This window comes from Chitinophaga eiseniae (genome assembly GCF_900167135.1).
GTDB classification, from domain to species: Bacteria; Bacteroidota; Bacteroidia; order Chitinophagales; family Chitinophagaceae; genus Chitinophaga; species Chitinophaga eiseniae.
Genome location: NZ_FUWZ01000001.1, coordinates 2,250,503 through 2,269,836, shown reverse-complemented (window position 1 = coordinate 2,269,836; position 19,334 = coordinate 2,250,503). Strand labels below are relative to the sequence as shown.

The 19,334-nt window shown below is 51.1% G+C and carries 11 protein-coding genes; 2 read left to right on the top strand and 9 right to left on the bottom strand.

All coding sequences use genetic code 11. From position 1 onward, the window contains the following. Positions 1–37 precede the first annotated feature (37 nt). Both B5D63_RS09085 and B5D63_RS09080 read right to left on the bottom strand, forming a co-directional pair. Positions 38–1,954 (bottom strand): RagB/SusD family nutrient uptake outer membrane protein, encoded by a 1,917-nt coding sequence (locus tag B5D63_RS09085; RefSeq protein ID WP_078668388.1) that lies wholly within the window; start codon positions 1,952–1,954, stop codon positions 38–40. Between the two features lie 20 nt (positions 1,955–1,974). Next, positions 1,975–5,046 (bottom strand): SusC/RagA family TonB-linked outer membrane protein, encoded by a 3,072-nt coding sequence (locus B5D63_RS09080; protein WP_143312821.1) that lies wholly within the window; start codon positions 5,044–5,046, stop codon positions 1,975–1,977. Between the two features lie 340 nt (positions 5,047–5,386). On the opposite strand from B5D63_RS09080, the gene B5D63_RS09075 reads away from it, so the two are divergent. Beyond that, positions 5,387–6,121 (top strand): GntR family transcriptional regulator, encoded by a 735-nt coding sequence (locus B5D63_RS09075; RefSeq protein ID WP_078668386.1) that lies wholly within the window; start codon positions 5,387–5,389, stop codon positions 6,119–6,121. A gap of 128 nt (positions 6,122–6,249) precedes the next feature. On the opposite strand, the gene B5D63_RS09070 is transcribed toward B5D63_RS09075, so the two are convergent. From B5D63_RS09070 to B5D63_RS09040, 7 genes are all read right to left on the bottom strand, one after another. Further along, positions 6,250–7,434 (bottom strand): exo-beta-N-acetylmuramidase NamZ family protein, encoded by a 1,185-nt coding sequence (locus B5D63_RS09070; protein WP_078668385.1) that lies wholly within the window; start codon positions 7,432–7,434, stop codon positions 6,250–6,252. A gap of 122 nt (positions 7,435–7,556) precedes the next feature. Next, positions 7,557–8,630, bottom strand: coding sequence for a DUF4998 domain-containing protein (locus tag B5D63_RS09065; protein ID WP_078668384.1), 1,074 nt, complete (start codon positions 8,628–8,630; stop codon positions 7,557–7,559). A 31-nt stretch (positions 8,631–8,661) separates the two neighbouring features. Then, on the bottom strand, positions 8,662–9,852 hold the full coding sequence (locus B5D63_RS09060; protein WP_159455950.1) for a DUF4959 domain-containing protein: 1,191 nt from the start codon (positions 9,850–9,852) through the stop codon (positions 8,662–8,664). A gap of 41 nt (positions 9,853–9,893) precedes the next feature. Further along, positions 9,894–11,786, bottom strand: a complete 1,893-nt coding sequence (locus B5D63_RS09055) for a RagB/SusD family nutrient uptake outer membrane protein (RefSeq protein ID WP_078668382.1) — start codon at positions 11,784–11,786, stop codon at positions 9,894–9,896. Between the two features lie 21 nt (positions 11,787–11,807). Continuing rightward, positions 11,808–15,257, bottom strand: a complete 3,450-nt coding sequence (locus B5D63_RS09050; RefSeq protein ID WP_159455949.1) for a TonB-dependent receptor — start codon at positions 15,255–15,257, stop codon at positions 11,808–11,810. Between the two features lie 166 nt (positions 15,258–15,423). After that, positions 15,424–16,536, bottom strand: a complete 1,113-nt coding sequence (locus tag B5D63_RS09045) for a FecR family protein (protein WP_078668380.1) — start codon at positions 16,534–16,536, stop codon at positions 15,424–15,426. Between the two features lie 77 nt (positions 16,537–16,613). Further along, positions 16,614–17,219 carry an RNA polymerase sigma factor gene (locus tag B5D63_RS09040; RefSeq protein ID WP_078668379.1) on the bottom strand — a complete coding sequence of 202 codons (606 nt, stop codon included), beginning with the start codon at positions 17,217–17,219 and terminating at the stop codon, positions 16,614–16,616. A 469-nt stretch (positions 17,220–17,688) separates the two neighbouring features. Between B5D63_RS09040 and B5D63_RS09035 the strand changes: the two genes are divergently transcribed. Then, positions 17,689–19,332, top strand: coding sequence for a Hint domain-containing protein (locus B5D63_RS09035; RefSeq protein ID WP_078668378.1), 1,644 nt, complete (start codon positions 17,689–17,691; stop codon positions 19,330–19,332). Positions 19,333–19,334 lie beyond the last annotated feature (2 nt).

Below are 19,334 nucleotides of genomic sequence, written 5' to 3'. Positions count from 1 at the left end.
CTCAATATGTTTATATCGGTATATTGATCAATGACCATTACCAACCGGTATTTTGTACGAGGTTAGGATTGATTTGAATATTGTTCTCCTTGATCGGCCAGAAATAATCCCTGGGCGCCACAAACCGGGGACTGTACAAAAACACTCTGCGGTTATAGTCTTCATAGGTTGACTGGAGGATATCCCAGCCAAAGACAGGTTGGTTCAGCACCTGTGGCGCTGTCTTCCATCTGCGGAGGTCCCAGAAGCGGCTGCCTTCAAAAGCCATTTCAATGGTCCTTTCCTGCCGGATGATTTCGCGCAGTCCTTCCTGTGTGGAATATTTCGTTGGCTTCGTAGAATACGTGCTCCACGAAAACTCCACAGAAGCCAGTCCTGCCCTCGCCCGCAGCTGATTGAGATAAAACAGCGCGTCAGCTGGTTTACCAGTTTCGTTGGATGCTTCAGCATACAGCAGGTAAAGGTCTCCCAGGCGCATGATCGGCCAGGGGTACGCTTCCACTTCCAGCGAGGTGTTGTTGTACACCAGGTTCCAGTTGACGATTTTTTTAGTATAGTAGCCTGTGACGGAATAGAGGCGGCTTTGTTTTTTCCCGGAGTGTTGTTCCAGTTTACTCTGAATGTTGTAATTACCGTTTTTCATAAACCAGGTGGACCCATCAAAGGCCATATCTGCGTAGAACCGGGGTTCTCTTTCAAAGTGCAGGCCGATGGTGCGATATCCTTCCTGTATACCGGTATCTTTTGCGGTAGCCGTACGCAACTGATAGCGGGCGGCGTAATTCCAGGTCCTGTCTTCCTCCACGGGAACGCCGTTGCGTGTATAAAAAAGTTCCGCTATTTTCAGCGGGGGCGCCAATTTTCCTTTCAGGTTCAGGTTAAAAACATTGGGGTCCAGTTGCGGGCAGGCGTAGGTTTGCAGCCAGTACGCAGGCGTACCGCCGGATGTTTGTCCCCAGATAAGCTCACTGTTCCATTTTTCACAAACGGCGTTACGGATATTCATTTCCACTTTCGTGGCCGGGTCTACTGTTCCCACGGCGGGGTTGAAGTAATACAGTTTACTGCCGGCCGCCTGTGCCACATCGATGGCCTGTTTACAGGCGACGCGTGCTTTTTCCCATTTGGTGGCGTCGTACTGTGGATTAAAAAGCGGTTGGCCGTTTTTATTTTTCATGCCGGCGAAATCGTTGTTGCCGTTAAACAGCGGGCTGGCGGCTGTTACCAGCACCCGCGCCTTGATGGCCAGCGCTGCGGCCCTGGTGATGCGGCCCAGCTCTGTTGTGGTACTGGTAATTTTTGCCGGTAGTGCGCTGTTCTCATTGCCCGCTACTGCATCAATCAATCCTGCGATGTAGTTCACCACCGTATCTACCGGTTGCCGGAATACTTTCACTTCTTCCGGGGAAGCGGTGATGGGCAGGTTTTTGTCCGCTATCGGGATGGGGCCGTACATCCTTAGCAGGTACCAGTGGAAGTAAGCTTTTAAAAAGGTGGCTTCTGCCGTCCATCTGTCTCTTTCATAAGGCTGCAGGTCGCGGACATTGTTGATATTTTCCAGGAAGATATTACAGGCCCTGATACCCTGCCAGAGGGACTCTCCATCATATCCGTCCCAGTAGTTCATGTAGGGTTGCGCTACGTTCTGATTTCCCCGTGCGATGTTGTACGGGTCCAGGAAGAAAAAATCTTCCGTCATCGGCCAGTAGGTCCACGCTTCATCGCCGCCGCTGAAGGCGGGGTTTTTATCCGGGTGGTCATCCTGTGGCAGGTAAGCATAACAGGTAAATAAATACTTCTCCGCTTCCAGCCGGTTGGAGAAAGCGTGATCGAGGGTGGCCACGTTGTCCGGAACGATATCGAGGTATTTATTGCAGGCGAACAACATGGAACAGGCGAGGCATAACAGCCAGCGGGAGAGATATGATAAGGAGTTGGTTGATAAATGTTTCATGACATATGATTTAGCCGGCGTTATAACTGAACGTTGAGGCCTATATTAAAAACACGCTGCACCGGGTATCCCAGGCCGTTTCCGCCCTGTTCGGGGTCCCATAGTTTAAAGGCGCTGACGAGGAACAGGTTGCTGCCGTTGGCATAAATCCGCAGGCCGGCAATGTGGTATCTTTTCAGGCCCTTGTCGCCGATGTTATACCCGATCTCTGCGCTTTTCATTCTCAGGAAAGCGCCGTTGCGTATCCACCAGCTGGACGGCTGGTTGTTGTTCTCATTTTGAGTGAGCCCCAGCCGGGGCCAGAAGGCGTACAGGTTGCGGTTATCTTCCGACCAGTGATCGTTGGCGATCACGTCCAGCAGGCCGTGCTGGTTAGGGCCATCGGCCACAAACGGGGAAATGGCTTCGGGGCTGATGGCGATAGAAGATCTTGCAGATCCCTGGAAGAAAGTGCTGATATCAAAATTTTTATAGCCGAAAGAAAAGCCGAAGCCGTAGATCACTTCCGGCGTGACGGGGTGCGCAAGCCCGTTGACCATGTCCAGCGTAGTGATTTGTCCGTCGCCGTTCATATCGCGGTATTTGATATCTCCGCCCCTCACTTCCCCGAAATGCTGCCTGGGAGAGTTTTTCACGTCCTCATCATCCACGAACAAACGTTCTGCGATCAGGCCATATACCTGCCCGAGGGAGTGACCCACGCGGGAGAGGTACTGCATGTTGGCCGGATATTCCGGTTCTTCGTTGACCAGCAGTTTGCTGGCTGCATACGTGAATGTCCCGCGCATCTGCAGCCATGCTTTGTTGAATGTTTTGTTATAATCCATGGATACGTCTATCCCGCGGCCCTGTGCTACGCCTACGTTGGCGGCTACCGGCGCTGTGAGTCCGAGAGTGGTGGGGATATAGGCGCGGGCCATCAGGATATTGCTGCGGCGCTCCTGGTAGGCGTCGATGGTAATATTCAGTGCGTTCCACAGTCCGAGGTCCATGCCAACGTTGATCTTTTTTGATTTTTCCCAGGTGATGCCTTCGTTCGGATACCGGGCAACGGAGACGCCGGGGCGGCTATAGGCGAAATTTTCTCCGAAGGCAGCGGAGAAAAGATCGTCGCTGAGCTTTACGTTAGAGAGGTAGAAGAAGCGGTCATTGGCATTGCCTATCTGGTCGTTGCCTACGAGGCCCCAGGTGGCGCGCAATTTCAGCTTTGATACCACATCGTTCCACGGTTGGAGGAACTTTTCATTGCCGGCGTTCCACGCCAGGCCGATGGAAGGAAAAAATCCGAACCGGTTTTTCTTTGCAAATCTTTCAGAGCCGTTGTACCCGAAGTTACCTTCAAACAGGTAACGGTTGTCGTAGGCATAGGTAAACCTGCCGGATATGCCCTGGTTACGGAAAGGAAGAGATGCCTGCAGATCTCCGGCGTTGCCGTTGAGGTAGTTGCGCCGGATACCGATGAGCAGCCCGCCGACATTATGCAGTTCATTGAAGGTCCTGTTGTAGTTGATAGCAGCTTCTGCATAAGTGGTGGTGTTCACTATTTTATCGCCGGGCTTGTAGTTGAGATATTCTGTTCCGGTACTCTCATTCAACAGCGAAAGCGTATAGCCGCCGGATTTATCCGCCACAGGGTTGGCTGCATAGAAAAAGGGGGTATACTGCCTGCTCAGGCTGAAATAGGAATAGCGCTTGGTATAAGCCATGGCCCTGGCGGAGAGACCGGGGAGGATAAAGTCGAGGTCCTGCTTTATTTCTACCTGTACATTTAAAACAGACGTGTTGTACTGCTGGAAGCCTGACACCATCGACGCATACGGGTTCGTATATATTTCACCGTTGGATCCGCGGGAAGCATTGCCAAACATGGGATGCCGGGCAGTTGGCAGCGCGCTGGCCGGAAAAATAGCCGGAAACAGGACAGGGTTGGCGTTCAGCGTACTTTTAAATACTTCAGCGCCGCCGCCGATCGGACCCGTGTAATCGTCAAAGTTGCCGGTGGTCCTGATGATGGCCTCTGTCGTATTGGTGAGCTTCAGGTTGACGTTGGAACGCACCTCGTAGCTCCTCAGCCGGATGTTGTTATTCACCTCGGTGCCGCGCTGTGTTTTCAGTATGCCTTTGTCCTGGTTGACGGTAGCGCCTACATAATACTGCGCTTTGTTACCGCCGCCCGTGAGGTTGATGTTGAAGCGCTGATTATTGGTGTATTTTTTTATCAGGGCGTCTATCCAGTTGTTGTCGGGATAGAGATACGGATCACCGCCGGCGATGGTTCCATCGATTTTATGCTGGCTGTAAGGCAGTGGCGCCAGCGGGTTGCGGGTGAGGGCCGCTTCGTTTGCCAGCTGCATGTAGGTGATGTTGTCCGTCAGGCGGAAGTTCCTCGTGTTGGAAGAGATGGAGTTCTCCAGCCTGATGTTCATTTTGGTATTACCGGCTTTACCTGTTTTGGTGGTGACGAGGATCACGCCGTTGGCGCCGCGTGCGCCATACAGGGAGGCGGCGGCAGCGTCTTTCAATACCGAGAAACCGGCGATGTCGTCTGGCTGGAGACGCGCCAGTTCAATGGCGGCAGACTCCATCCCGTCTATCAGGATCAGCGGGTCCAGCTTGCCCGAACCGAAAGAGGTGATGCCCCTGATAAAGAAGGAAGCGTTATCGGCGCCGGGTTCTCCGCTCCGCTGGTACGAAACAAGGCCGGAGATGCGTCCTGCCAGCATGGTGGTGAGGTTACTGGTAGGACCTTTGATTTCTTTCGGATTGACGCTGGTGATAGCGCTGACCATACTACCTTTCTTTTGTTGTCCGTAGGCCACCACCACTACGTCGTTCAGGTCATTCTTATTTTCCAGCATGGTTACCTGGACGCTGTGCCGGCCCGCCAGCGGTATGATCTGCCGCTGATACCCGATGTAGGAAAACAGGAGGGTGTCGGTGCCGCCGCCTGCAGTAATAACATAGTCTCCGCTGGCCGTTGTGGTGGTACCGGTGGAGGTGTTTTTTATCATGACCGTTACGCCAGGCATCGCCTGGCCTTTACTGTCCAGGACCTTACCCGTGACTTTAAAGACGGTTTGACCTGGCGACATTTTGGTTGATAGCAGTAACAAGAGGCAATACAGGTACCTCCGCTGCCTTAAAAAGGTCAGGGTGCGTTTTTTCATAACAGAGACTAACTAACAGTATAAAGTAAATGCGAGTTGGTTGAATTGTACATACATAATTACATATTAAGTTTGAAAAAAGCAAGCATCCGGGGAAAAAAAATTTACTCCCGGGATGTTTTCAGGAGGCAAAACGGGGTAAAAAGAGAGCGTACTATTTCATTCAGATCTTCCTACACAGCGGTTTTCAGGGGTATAGCGCGAGGGCTGGCCATTATTGATTAATTATATTAACTTGCATACTTAATTATGTTCCTACATTTTTATGAAAATTGAGATAGATCATCAAAGTGCTGTCCCCCTGCATATCCAGGTGGAAAATCTGTTACGGGAATTGATTAAACAACCGGAATACCAGGCGGGAAAATTATTGCCAAACGAACTGGAACTGGCCAAAAAACTGGCTGTGTCGCGGACAACACTGCGGCAGGCGATCAACAAACTGGTGTATGAAGAACTGCTGATACGGAAAAAGCGGCTGGGAACAAAAGTGGCGCAACCGAAGATGAGCTCCAAATCCATGAACTGGCTGAGTTTCACGCAGGAAATGCTGGCACGCGGCATCACCATCAAAAATTACGAACTGCATATCAGCTGGGTTTATCCTGACGAACAGATTGCAGCCTTCTTCGATATCCGGACCGACCGGAAAATTATGAAACTCGAACGCCTGCGCGGTAACACGCAGGAACCCTTCGTCTATTTTATTTCTTATTTCCACCCAAGAATAGGTCTCACGGGTGATGAAGATTTCAAGAAGCCCCTGTACGAAATGCTGGAGCAGGAACACTACTTCGTAGCCACCCTGTCAAAAGAAGAAATCAGCTCCAGGACCGCCGATAAAATAATCGCCTCCAAACTGGAGATCGACCTGGGCAGCGCTATCCTCTTCCGGAAAAGATTTGTCTACGACCAGGCCGAACGTCCCATGGAATACAATCTCGGCTACTATAAAGCGGAAAGTTTTGTTTATACGGTTGAAAGCAGGCGTACGCCTTGATCCGCTCTCCAAAAAAGTAATTTGGCATCAACTCTTTTTATTATGTTACTACATTATAACAATAAAAAGAGCTGTCCGGTTACATAACTTCCACTATCCTTTCGAAGTCATTGGCTTTCAAGATCAGTTTATCTGTACAATAAATACGGCGCTACCCTCTCCTCCCAATCTCCGGTATCGGTATAACGATCGGTGTCGTCTTCCGGGCCGCCGATGATTGACTCAGCACCTGGTAGTCCGGTCAACAGGTCAAGATGCCGCGCGCCGCTATGATTAACATACGTGGGATACGAAGCCCAGGCAAAATGTCCGGGATGATGTTCTCTGAGGAGGCGCATCAGCCACCACCCGTACGTTACAGGTCTGAACCCCGCAGGATCATCTACATGAAACATGATACCCTGGCAGTTTTGCCCGGCATATTTTCCTTCGGTGGGTTTGAAACTGACAGGGCGCGCCACTACGCCATCAACATGCAACGCATTCAGGCGCTGGGCGATACCTGCGCCATCCATCCAGGGAGCGCCGGCTACGCGGAAAGGGATGGCCGTTCCTCTCCCTTCGCTGATGTTGGTCGCCTCCAGCAGGCCCAGCCCCGGATACAATAACGCCGCTTCAAAACAAGGTATGGCCGGCGATGTCGGTACAAATGACTGGCTCCATTGCGGGTGGAACATTGTCCGTTGCCAGTGCTGGCAACGAATGATCTCCAGCGCAAGCGGGTTTGTCTGTAAGATGTTACTGCTGCCTGCCGATTTAAAATAAAGCGCCAGTTCACCCAGCGTGCAGCTATGTCTGACCGGGATATTCCACCGTCCGATAAAGCTGCTGCAGCGGCGCTCGTCCAGCATCGGCCCTTCTGCCAGCGCCATGTTGCCGGACAAAGAATTGGGCCGGTCGGCGATCACGAGGGGTTTGTTATGCAACGCGCAGGCTTCCATTACATGGGTCATCGTCCACAGATAGGTATAGAAACGGCAGCCGATGTCTGGAATGTCAAACAACAGCAGGTCAATGTCGGCGAGATCTTGTTGATCAGGCGCCAACTTGCTACCGTACAAACTCGTCACCGGAAGACCGGTTAACGGATCTATGCCGTCATGCATTTCGGCGCCGTCGACGCCGGTGGTGTCCAGTCCGTGCTCCGGAGAAAATAATCGGCGGATCTTAAATCCCGCCTCCATCAAGGCCTGCCGGACAGGTTTAAAATTTATCGTACAGGCGGCATGGTTAGTAACCAGGCCAATCCGCTGGTCCTTCCAAACAGGCGGGTGCGCCAATAATATATCGATACCGGGCAACAGCTGATGCATGGGTCATGTAAATTATATACAGGTAGCAATGTACTACAGCAAAAGTAAAATTCCCTAAAAAGATAAACCGCATAAACCTCCGTTTATGCGGCTTTATAGTATCCAACAATCCGGCAAATTGCCTACTTCATGGTAAACGTCTCGTCAAACGAGGTGCGATGTGTACTCCCCGGTTGGTTCATCCAATATTTCACCCGTAATATTCGCGTCACCGGATCAAATGTATTGACGCCCGACGGGTCCAGCTCCGCCGATCGTCCGTTCGACGAGGGCTGCCCGTATTTATTAACGACACTTATCACCCGGTAGTGATTGTCGAGGTTAAACACCACCCCGAACGATCCATAGTAGGAACCGTTGCCGTCACTCAGGATCTTATGATACACATCGTTTGTCTGGTCATCGTCTACTAATTCCAGCTGGGTGGCCGTCACCGGCCGCAGCGTCACGTTCCACGGGTAGGGCCCTGTCAGCGAAGCGGTGGTATTGTCGGTCATCTGACCGGTACAAACATACTTACCGGCCAGCAGGTTCACCGCAAGCTCCTGCCGGGCATAAAAAGTATCGATGCCGGAAGGCGGCACATAGGCTGTTTTCAGCTTTATGACGGAAAGCTGTAAGGATGCGTCCTTCAGGGTATCCCGGAATGCGTCGCGGTTGCTGTACATCATCGTTCCCGCTGCTCCCGGCAATGTAGTATAACCTAGCGTCGTATACCGGCATACGGTGTCTACCGAGGTGAAATCCAGCAGAATGCCCGACTGGCTGTTGGCTACAGTCACCCGTCTCGCCTGCAGGTTGCCTTCATATGCCTGGCCCAGGCTGGAACCGCTGACAATGGCCGCTCCCCGGGCCGACGGGTTACCAGCCTTGTCATAAGCCACCATTTCAAAAACATATTCCCCTTCCCGGAGGTCCGGTATGATCACTTTTTGGACCATGACGTCCGTCGCCGGTATTTCCAGGTGTTTGCTGCGGTTGCTCCAGTAAATAACAAACCGGGTGACGTTGGGGTCTTTCGGGCGGGTGAACTGCAGTTCCACTCTGCCCCTCCCGGGATGAACTTCCAGGCGGGTGGGCACACCGGTATAGAAGATCTCGCCGTTTGACAGGTAAGGGGCGTACTCGTGGTCCATCTTCGTGCATGCAGTCCATCCCGTGGCCACCAACAACAGGGTATAAATGATATACTTCATAATAGTCTTTTTTAAATGCTACCGGAAATGATTATTGATAGTCGCCCATAAACCGGAGGGAAGATATTTCCACGCCACCGCCGCCGGAATAATTTTGCAGGATGACAAGCCGGAAGTAGCGCATCGTAACGGCCGGCAAGGGGAAAATAAACTCCGATCCGTTGTTTACCACCTCATAGTCGGCGCTGTTTAACTGCCCGTAGGGAAGACCAGAGGGCTTTACCAGCTCGTACACACCACCCACCTGCGTCCAGGAGCCGTCGAGCGCCCCGTTGGGATTGGGGTTCATGCTGCCGTACACTTTAAAGAAACGCAGGGTGCCGTTCCTGAACTCCGCGCCACCGTTCTGCCGCATCCAGTATCTGAAACGGCTGAGCACCACCGGGTGGCCGAAATCGATGGTCACCCGCGCAGGAACGGAATCATTGGGGTTGGTGACACCATAAAAGGCGTAGTCGCCTGATTTATACGGATTGGTGAGCGGCACGTTAAGATCGGAACCGCAGCACGCCGTCTGATCCCCCGGCAGTACCAGCGCCTTCATCTTCGTCCGGTCGAGCTCTGTTTCTGTCATCGAGGTCACTTTCGTCCAAACAGTATCAGATACGTTTCCCCACCGGTCCCGCACAAAAGCGCCGAACTTCCGTTCTTTTGCGGAAAAACCTCTCACCGAGAAATTTCCGGAGGTATCCTTCGTATAGTTCGTATAAATGTATTCGGCCTTACCGATCGTATCTACCAGCGCCACCACGGCGATGTCGCTGCCGCTAACGTTCCGGAAAGAGATATTGGCCCCGCCAAAATCGCCCACGATCTGCAGGGAAGACTTCACATCCAGGTAAGGCGGCGTTTGCGGATGGACCGTCACTTCTACAGGGTCCGATTTTACTTCGCTGCGGCTCACGGCATGCAACGTTACCTGGTAATCTCCGGCCTTTTCAAAGCCCGTTACTTTTAAGGTATCTGTATAATAAGATGCTTTTACCTGTTGCCCTGTTTTTGGGTTGATCTTATAATCCGCCTGCACGTATAGTATTTCCGGGTCTGCCGGGATATCATATACGATGAAAGCGCCGCCCGGAAAATTATTTACCCGCACATGGGTGACCACCGGCGGCTTCCGGTCACTTTTATAAATCGGCTCCATATTGGTGCCCGTTTGTTTCTGGCAGGAGTAAACAATCGCCAGGACCAGTATATATAACAATAAATGTTTTTTCATTTTTTTTATTTTGATGGATAACAGCGCTGTGCAGATACCTCCTACCATAATGGGTTCTGCACCAGATTAGGATTCACATAAAGATTGTATTGCCGGATAGGCGCCAGGAAATCCTTATAAGTATTCCGTGGTTGATAGATGGACCTCACTTTGTAAAAGGTAGCGGGCGTACGCTGGGTGACGTCCCAACCTGTGACAGGCCTGTTCATCAGGTCTAGCCGCTTCCACCGGCGCATATTCCAGTAGTTCTCTCCTTCGAATATGAATTCAATCATCGTTTCCTGCTGGATGATGCTTCTCAGTCCTTCCACAGTAGAAGGTTTGGCAGCGTTCCGGGAATGGGCCGCCCATGACTGCACCACACCGTCCAGGCCTGCGCGGCGGCGTACCTCGTCAATGTATTGATACGCCCTGGCCGAAGGACCTTCTGACTCATTCAACGCCTCCGCGTACATGAGATACAGTGCGCTCAAACGGATGGCCGGCCACAGATAGGCATCCGCGGTATAGGAACCACCGTCGCCGGATGTTTTCCAGCTAACCAGCTTTTTAGGCCAGTAGCCGGTAAAGGAATACCTTGACAGTGAATTGGCGGAAGAAGACCCCCACATGGTATTTATGTACAGCAGGTTGTCTTCATTCGGTCTTTGTTTGATAAAATAAGATGATCCGTCAAAAGCCAGGTCCGCATAAAAACGATACTCCCTGTTCATATTGAAATATGACGTGGTGTAGTTCGGTTTTAAAATGCTGCGCATCGTGGCAGGCACGGTCACCAGTTTCGTATACCTGTTGGCGTAGTCCCAGTGAAGGTCCTCTTCAATAGGCACACCGTTCGCCGTATAAAATATTTCACAGGCGTTCATGTTCGCCGCCCACAAGGAATAGGTATAGGAATATACGTCGTTCCGGGGAGCGCACTCCCGCTGGAGCTCTGTAGTGGTAGAATGCGCGAAGCCCCAGATACATTCCTGGTTCCAATCCTCCGTGATAGCGCACCGGATGTCCATACATTTTTTCGTAGTGTCGCTGATGTTATTAAGGTCGAAAGGCTTCTGGAAATAATACAGCTGAAAGCCTGCGCTATTGGCTGCCGCAATAGCGTCATGGCAAGCCAGGGCAGCCTCCTGCCATTTCGATTTATCGAACGTGGTGTTTACCAGGGCCTGGCCATCTTTATTCTGTAACCCTGCATAGTCGGCATTACCATTGAAAAGCGGGCTTGCATTCAGCACCAGGGCATATGCCTTAATTGCCAGCGCAATGGGCGCTGTGATGCGTCCCAGCTCTTCCCGCTGATTATTGATGACCGACGGGAGATCCGGAATGGCTTCATCTGCCAGCTGCGCAATATAAGCTGCCACCTCCTCTACCGGATCACGTTTTACCTTTACGGCCTCCACGTCGGCGGAAACAGGAATATTGGTTTTCATCATGGGAATAGGGCCATACATACGCAGCATCAGGAAATGGTAATATGCCTTCAGTACCTTTACCTCCGCTATCCATCTTTTCCTTTCCACCTCCTGTATATCCGGGACTTTGCCGATATTCTCCAGGAAGATATTACACGTGCGCATAGCGATGAACATGGCCACCCCGCCATTATCGCCGTCCCAATAGTTGGCGATAGGCTTTACGATATTCTGATAGTCGTAACAGAGCTGCAGAATACCGTCCGATACGCCCGGCGCCTGCGAACCGGGGTATGGCGACGCTATTTCGCGGGATCCCAGAAAAGTATAGTTATCGCTGACGCTGCCCAACGATGGCAGGTAAGAATAACAGGTAAACAGGTATTTTTTGGCGGTGGCCCGCATCTGGAACGCCTGGTCCACTGTGGGCACATTATCCGGTACTATATCCAGGAATTTTGTGCAGGCGCTGCTGCAAATGATCAGCATTCCCAGCAGCATTATCTTAATGATCTTCATAACCGTTTTTTTCACTGTTAATTACTTAAATGAACAGGTCACGCCTGCGTTAAATATCCGTTGAATGGGATAGCCCAGGCCATTACCACCCATTTCCACGTCCCACAGGTTAAACTTGCTGAATGTAAACAGGTTGGTACCGTTCACATAAAGCCTGGCATTGGCCAGCCGCAGTCGCTTCATCAGCCTGGCTGGCAGCGTGTACCCGATTTCTACGGACTTGATACGCAGCAATGCGCCGTTTCGCATAAACCAGGTACTGGGCTGGTTGTTGTTATCAATAACGCTGGTGCTCAACCTGGGCCACAGGGCGTAGATGTTCTGGTTATCTTCGCTCCAGTGGTTATCGGCCCATACTTTCAGCAGCTGACGCTGGTCTTTGATAAAGGGGGCGGTAGCTTCGGCGTCTATCCAGAACGATTCACGGGCCAGGCCCTGGAAGAAAATATTGACATCAAAACGGTCATACCCGGAGGATAACCCGAACCCGTATACGATTTCCGGGGTGACCGGAAAGCCGATCGGGCACATATCCATCTCTGTGATCTGGCCGTCGCCATTAACATCGCGGTATTTGATATCGCCGCCGCCGTATACGCCGAAGCTTTGTTTGGGGGAGTTCTTCGCATCAAGGTCATCTACAAACAGTCTTTCAGCGATATATCCCCACTGCTGTGACAAGGAATGCCCCAGGTGCGATTTATTTTTTTCCGGGTATGATGGTTCTTCATATACTTCGAACCGGCTGGTGGCATAGGTAAAATTGGCCATCGCCTTGGCCCACCATTGATGGGTGATCTGGTGGGTATAATCCATCGCTACGTCTATGCCACGTGCGGACGCCTTACCTACGTTGGCGCTAAGGCCGGCCGACAATCCCATAGTGGTAGGGATGGAAGAACGGGGCATCAGGATGTTGGATCGTTTTTCGGTGTACACATCAACTTCCAGGTTCAACCGGTCGAAGAAAGCGGCTTCAAAACCAATGTTGGTTTTCGCAGCTTTTTCCCAGGTAATATCGAAGTTGGCATACCGTGAGATATCGATACCGCTAAGGTTGTAGTTTTTCAATGTTCCAAATGACGCCCCTCGTTTACCGCTGTTCATGTCTACGTTGGACAGGTAAAAAAAACGGTCGTCTGGACTGCCGATGGCATCGTTGCCTACCAAGCCATATGTGGCCCTTACCTTCAGCTTGCTGACCACCCGCTTCCACCGTTCCCAATACGCTTCGTTGGAAATCGTGTAGGCGATACCGGCAGACGGAAAAAAGCCAAAACGATGCGTCTTGTAAAATCGCTCCGAGCCGTTGTAGCCAAAGTTAAACTCAGCGGCATACCTGTTGTCATACAGGTAGGTAGCACGTCCTGACAAGCCCAGATTCCTGAAGGGAAGGGAGTTCTGAAGATTGCCGGCGTTGCCGGTCAGGCTGTTTTTGGCGATGCCCACCAGCGTACCGCTGAGGCCATGTACTTTATTAAAGGTCCTGCGATAGTCAACGGCCAGCTCGCCGTAAAAATCAGATGACAGTGTTTTGTCACCTTCCGAATAATCGAGGTATTCGGTACCGGCAGGGGCTTCCGATTGTCCGGCCTCCTGGTTGATGGCTTTCAGCGAATAACCTTTGCTGACGTAATCATAGTTATAGGCGACATAAAAAAACGGTTTATAGGCACGTGACACCGAGAAGTAAGCATTGCGCTGTACGTTGAGCAGTCCGCGGACAGACAGCCCTTCTGTAAGAAAAGACAGCTGCTGGTTCAGTGCCAGCTGCGCGTTGATGGCAGACCTGTTGAACTGTCTGTATCCTTTCTGCAGATCGGCATACGGGTTATTGTATTTACCGTCTGCAGCGTTGCCAAACATGATGTGCCGTACATACTTTGTCTCCTCGGTAGGTCCGTAATAAGCCGGGAACAATACGGGATTGGACTGCATGATCTGTTTATAGATCTCCTCCCCTCCCTGAATGGGCCCGGAATAATCATCGAAGCTGCCGGAGATACGTACGATCATCTCCGTAGAAGGCGTCAGGTTCACGTTAACGTTACTTCGGATAGAATACGACTTTAGTTTGGAGTTGCTGTTAAAATTACTTTTTGGGTCTGTTTTTAATATGCCATTGTCCATATTCATCGCGCCGGAAACATAGTACCGGGCTATTCTTCCGCCGCCGTTTACAGACAGGTTGTAGCGTTGGTTGATCGCTGCATTACGCAACAGCATCTGTTGCCAGTCGGTCGCCGGGAACACCACGGGATCAACGCCGTTACGGGTGTTCTCTATCTTATCTTTTGAATACAGGAGGCCTCCCAGCGGGTTTCTCGTCAATACGGCCTCATTGCCCAGTTCCATATAGGTGACGGGGTCTGCCAGCTGTACGTTCCGGGTGGAGCGGGACATGGATGTTTCCGCCCTGAAGGACAGGTTGACGCTGCCCTCCTTCCCTTCTTTGGTCGTAATGAGGATAACCCCATTGGCGCCTTTGGAGCCGTACAATGAGGTGGCTGTTGCGTCTTTCATGATGGAAAAGCTCGCAATATCATCCACCTGCAGACGTGCCAGGTCTGTCGTGGATGCCTGAATATTATCAATGAGAATCAGGGGGGATTTCCGGTAGCCGAAGGTAGTAACGCCTCTTACAAAAAAATCGGCGTTATCGAAGCCCGGTTCGCCGCTCCGCTGGAAGGCAATTATGCCGGCCAGCTTCCCTGCCAGCGCATTGGTGAGGTTACTGCTCGGTATTTTCAGTTCGGCAGGCTTAATGGAAGTTACGGCGCCTACCACCTCCGTCTTTTTTTGTTTCCCGTGCGCTACCACCACCACTTCCTCTACTTTTGACTGCTGGCGTTTAAGCACGATCCGCATGGGTCCAGCGGCCTGCACTGTGACGTCCAGCGGTTCATAGCCGATAAACGACACCGTAAGCACTACACCGGTGCGGGGCACCTGGATGGAAAAGTGCCCGATGGCATCGGTCGTTACTCCTTTGGCGGTGCCTTTCAATTTAACAGTCGCCCCCGGCAACGGTGTGCCGTCTTCCCCTATCACTATGCCGGTCACATCGATCGCCAGCAGCGTGGCAGCCGCCATCGAATTTCTTCCTGCCGCCGCTGTTGCGGTGAGCACGATCCGTTTTTTTGAGATGGCGTAGGTCAACGGCAGATCTTTTAAACAGGCTTTCAAAGCGTCTGTCAGTGGCGTGTTACGCAAGTCGACACTGATACCCCCGGCGTTGTTCAGCAGCGCATCTTCATAAAAAAAACGGTACCCTGTCTGACGGTTGATCTCCTTCAACACTGTCTTCAGCGATGCATTTTTCTCTGACAGTGTAATGGTCTGACTAAATCCCGTAGCACTGGTCTGCATACAAAAACAGAGCAGGCTGAAAGCGGCAAACTTCATCCTCAACAAATGTCTGTTGATGGTTTTACATTGTGGATGGGTAAGGAAATGTCCTCTTAGGTTCATACATACGTTTTTCATCAACTCCTTTTTTTGAGTTGCTTAGGGTAAAAGAATCGCGATTTAGCGCATATCATTCCTCATCCGGCTGGCGGTCCGGATAGCTGGCCCGCGTACGGTCACTCCGGCTGACACGCGAAGGACCGGTAACGGTGGATTTTGGTGATATTGATTATTGTATTACGACTATTTTCCGATCGTTTAGCTTATACTTTATGCCGGCTGTTTGCATAAAGCCGAGGATGTCTGTGATGCTTTCATTCCGGTTGATAATTCCTGTAAAACGTTTGGCGCTTACCGGTCCTTCATAGGTTACCTCCACGTCGTACCAACGGCAGACCTGGCGCATAATTTCGGGCAGGGTAAGACTGTTGAAAACAAAATTCCCGTCTTTCCAGGCCATCACCTCTTCCAGGTCCACCTGACTATTAACGGTGGCTTTTCCGGCTGCCAGCACGGCCTGCTGGCCAGGTCGCAGTAGCACACTGTCCGCCTGCGCCGCCACTTTTACCGCTCCTTCCAGTAGGGTAACGCGCAACGCATTATTATCCGTATAGCCGTTTACGTTAAACCTTGTACCGAGGACGCTGATCTCCGATCCCGGTGCCTTTACGCGAAAAGGCGCCCGGTTCTTTTGTATTTCAAAATATACTTCTCCTGTTACGTGTACCAGCCTTCCCTCCTTTGGGAAGGCTACCGGAAAACGGATCGAAGATTCAGCATTCAACAGCGCAGTACTGCCATCCGGCAGGGTGAGGAGGAACGTTTCTCCTTTGGGGGTGGTGATTGTATGCCAGGGCACTTTGCGGCTTTCGTTGACCAGGGAGCTATACACGATGTTACCGTCACCTTGTTTCATGCTTACGCTGTTCCCCTGCTGGGTAACAGCGCCTCTTCCGGAGCTATCCAGTTCGATGACGGCGCCATCTGATAATGTAAGGACTACCTTATTTTTTTTCAGGGCGGCAGCAGCGTGTTGCGCCGGTTTTTCCCGGTAGCCATGGTACCACCACCCTCCCAGCACCACTATAGGAAACAGGATGGCTGCCGCCGCCCTCCACCATTTGTTATGGAGCGCAGTACTGCGCTGCTGATGCGGTTTCACCTGTTCGGTGATACGCCGGTACATCGCCTCGCGGCCTGCCGGGGTGCTACAGTTGTCAAAAACGCCGGACACCAGGTATCCCTGTATCTCTGTATAAAGCACGTCGTCATGATCGGACGACGGATTAACGGGCTTCCTTGCTTTTAGCCATCTCCTTGCGTTACGGTGAAATCGATGCATATGTTGTTGTTACGGTACTATTGTTGCTGATTCTGTATATAAAGACACGCGACTAAAAAAAATGTACCAGTGGGATGTTACTGTAAGGCAAGAAATATCATCACAAAAAGCAGGGTTTGTTCATCGGCATGGCCATGGAGGTATTCGCGTACGGACTGGATAGCCCTGGACAGATGGTTTCTGACCGTATTCCTGGACAGTCCCAGCTGCACGGCCACCTCACCCAGCCGCAAGCCCTGCAGCTGATTGAGCTGATACACTTCTCTTTGCCGGGGCGGCAGGTGATCAATGGCATGTAAAACGAGACTGCGGGTTTCTTTAAGTACATATTCGCTTTCCGGTGACCGGAGGCTTTCCGTTTCTTCCGAAAAAAGTTGCTGAAGATATTTCTTTTCTGTTTTGAGTCGCCGCAGCTCATTTATGATCCTGTTCCGGGAGATAATAAAGATATAGTCTGCGATACTCTTCACCGCAGGCAGCGAAGCCCTTTTAAGCCATATTTTCACAAATACGTCCTGCACTATTTCCTCAGACAGGTGGGAAGATTTTGTGTAAGCATAGGCAACACCGTAAATCCTGTCGGCAAAGGTATCAAACAGTTGCCGGAAGGCAGGCTCGTCACCACCGGCCACCTGTTGTAAAAGCAGCAGACTACAAGCGGGCATTGTGTTTGAGGACATCATACTAAACGCGGAATTGTGTAAAAAAAGAGATCTGGCTAAAAGTAAAAAAACAAAGCAGATGTGTACCGGGACGATCAAAAAAGCATCGTAAATAGACAATATCACGGTACAATTGCATGTACAGAAAATCCTAAAACAGGAATCCCCCCGGCTCACGGCCTCAAAAAACGGTACATTGCCAGTTACCCGGAGGAGATACTTCAGCGACCTCAACGTACGCCGCAGAAAAATCGTTTACTGTACGTTGTCCCGTTAACGTCAGAGCCAATTCATCCTTAGTTATACCTATTAATACAAGGCGTCATTTCACCCATAGCTATTTTAAATTATGTTAGAAATAATTTTAACGCCAGTGCATTAAAACGAAAGTAAAGTTCAGGCACCACCTATTTTTTTAGCATTGCGAATCGGAAATAATATCTTAACTTAATTACTCATAGCCTCCGAAAAACCATTAAACCCTCAAATAATGAACACGCTGTCACTTCAGAATGCTGAGGCATTGCTGTCTTCCCAGGAATCCTTGCCCATAGGCAAAACCATCCCCCTACAATTATCCAAAGCTGGTCAACGGGATTTTGCAGAACAAATGTTAGCAGCAGCCGGTCGCACCAGTAAGGCCTATCCTCATCTTTACAAAGCGCTGCATGCCGGTAATCACGACAACACGGACGGTCTCGACACCGTACTGCTGATAGATTCAGGTACAACAGCCGCAGGTAAAGCTACAGCCTCCGTAATAGCATGCTCTGACGGTAACAACATGATCAGCGGCGGCTATCTCATGGTCCTCGACAGTGAGAGCGACGAACTGCTGGCACAAGGAGAAAATACTTCCGTAAGAAGCGGCATTGTGGTGTGTACCACCCGTTCAGCTACAGCATTGCCAGCAGGAAAGGAACTCCGTATTTTATACTTTGGCCACACCACCAGCGATGATGGTTCCACACGGTTCTTCTTTTACACCAATACGGTGGTCACCGGTTACGACATTTCGGTGAATGTGACCAATCCTGTCATCACAGTTTCTACGGATGGCCTCATACACATCGGTGTAGGAAGAACGGGCGGCTATCCCACCAGCGACTATATTTATAAGGAATCAAAGAATACGAACAATCCCTGGCTCATTGCTCCGTTTACAGGAAATGTAGCGTTGAGCGGCGCCATAGATATCAACCGGCTTACTGTCGCCAACCTCAGCACCAATATTATTATTCAAAAAACAGGTGGTAAGCCTGTGACGATAGGCCGGTCCCGGCAATTCACGCCGGACGCCGGATTTGTAGCCGGGTTCTTCGTAGGGCTCGCGCCCAACATCCTGCAGTTTAACTTCCCCTATGATGAGATGAGTCATACCAACACCCAATCTATTGTTTATGATCCAACTTCATTAGGGAACCAGATTGCCAGTTATTTTTTCTTTGCTTTTAACGGCATTCCACTAAAAGGCGGCGCCGTGGCACCGCCATTTTATGTATGCAGCGTTGGCCTCCCGGACGAGCCTTCGCTCAACTGCACCAAAATCCCCAATCTCTATTACTGGTGGCATTGTCTGGCCAAAGGCACGCTGGTAACGCTGGAAGACGGCTCGCAAAGACCTATCGAAGAGATCACCCAAAACGACAGGGTAAAAACAGGCAACGGCAAAACACTTGGCGTATACGGCACCGTTAAAGGCGTACACACCTCCGATGGCACCGCCGGCGAAGACGGTATCTACAAGGTAACGACTGCCAACGGGAAAAGCTTTGTCGCCACCGGGAACCACATGATATTTATTGCGGCAGACAAATGCAACAGCGTGCATGACCTGGCCGCCGGCGACACTATCCTCACAGAAGACGGCGCCTCTACCGTAAAAAACATAGCAGCCATCGCGTATGACGATACGTTCTACGCGCTGGCGCTGGGCCACCCTGGAGAGCAGGCAGCGAAAGACTTTCCCGAAAACAGGGCGGGGTACTACGCCGGTGGTGTGTTACATGCTGACCAGAATGCCATGCGTATTCAAACAGCTGCCCGGTACAAAGACCTTAACTATATGCTTCCCCGCATTAAACCGGAACTTCATCAGGATTACACCTCTGCATTGAACGATATGCGTTCTTAATC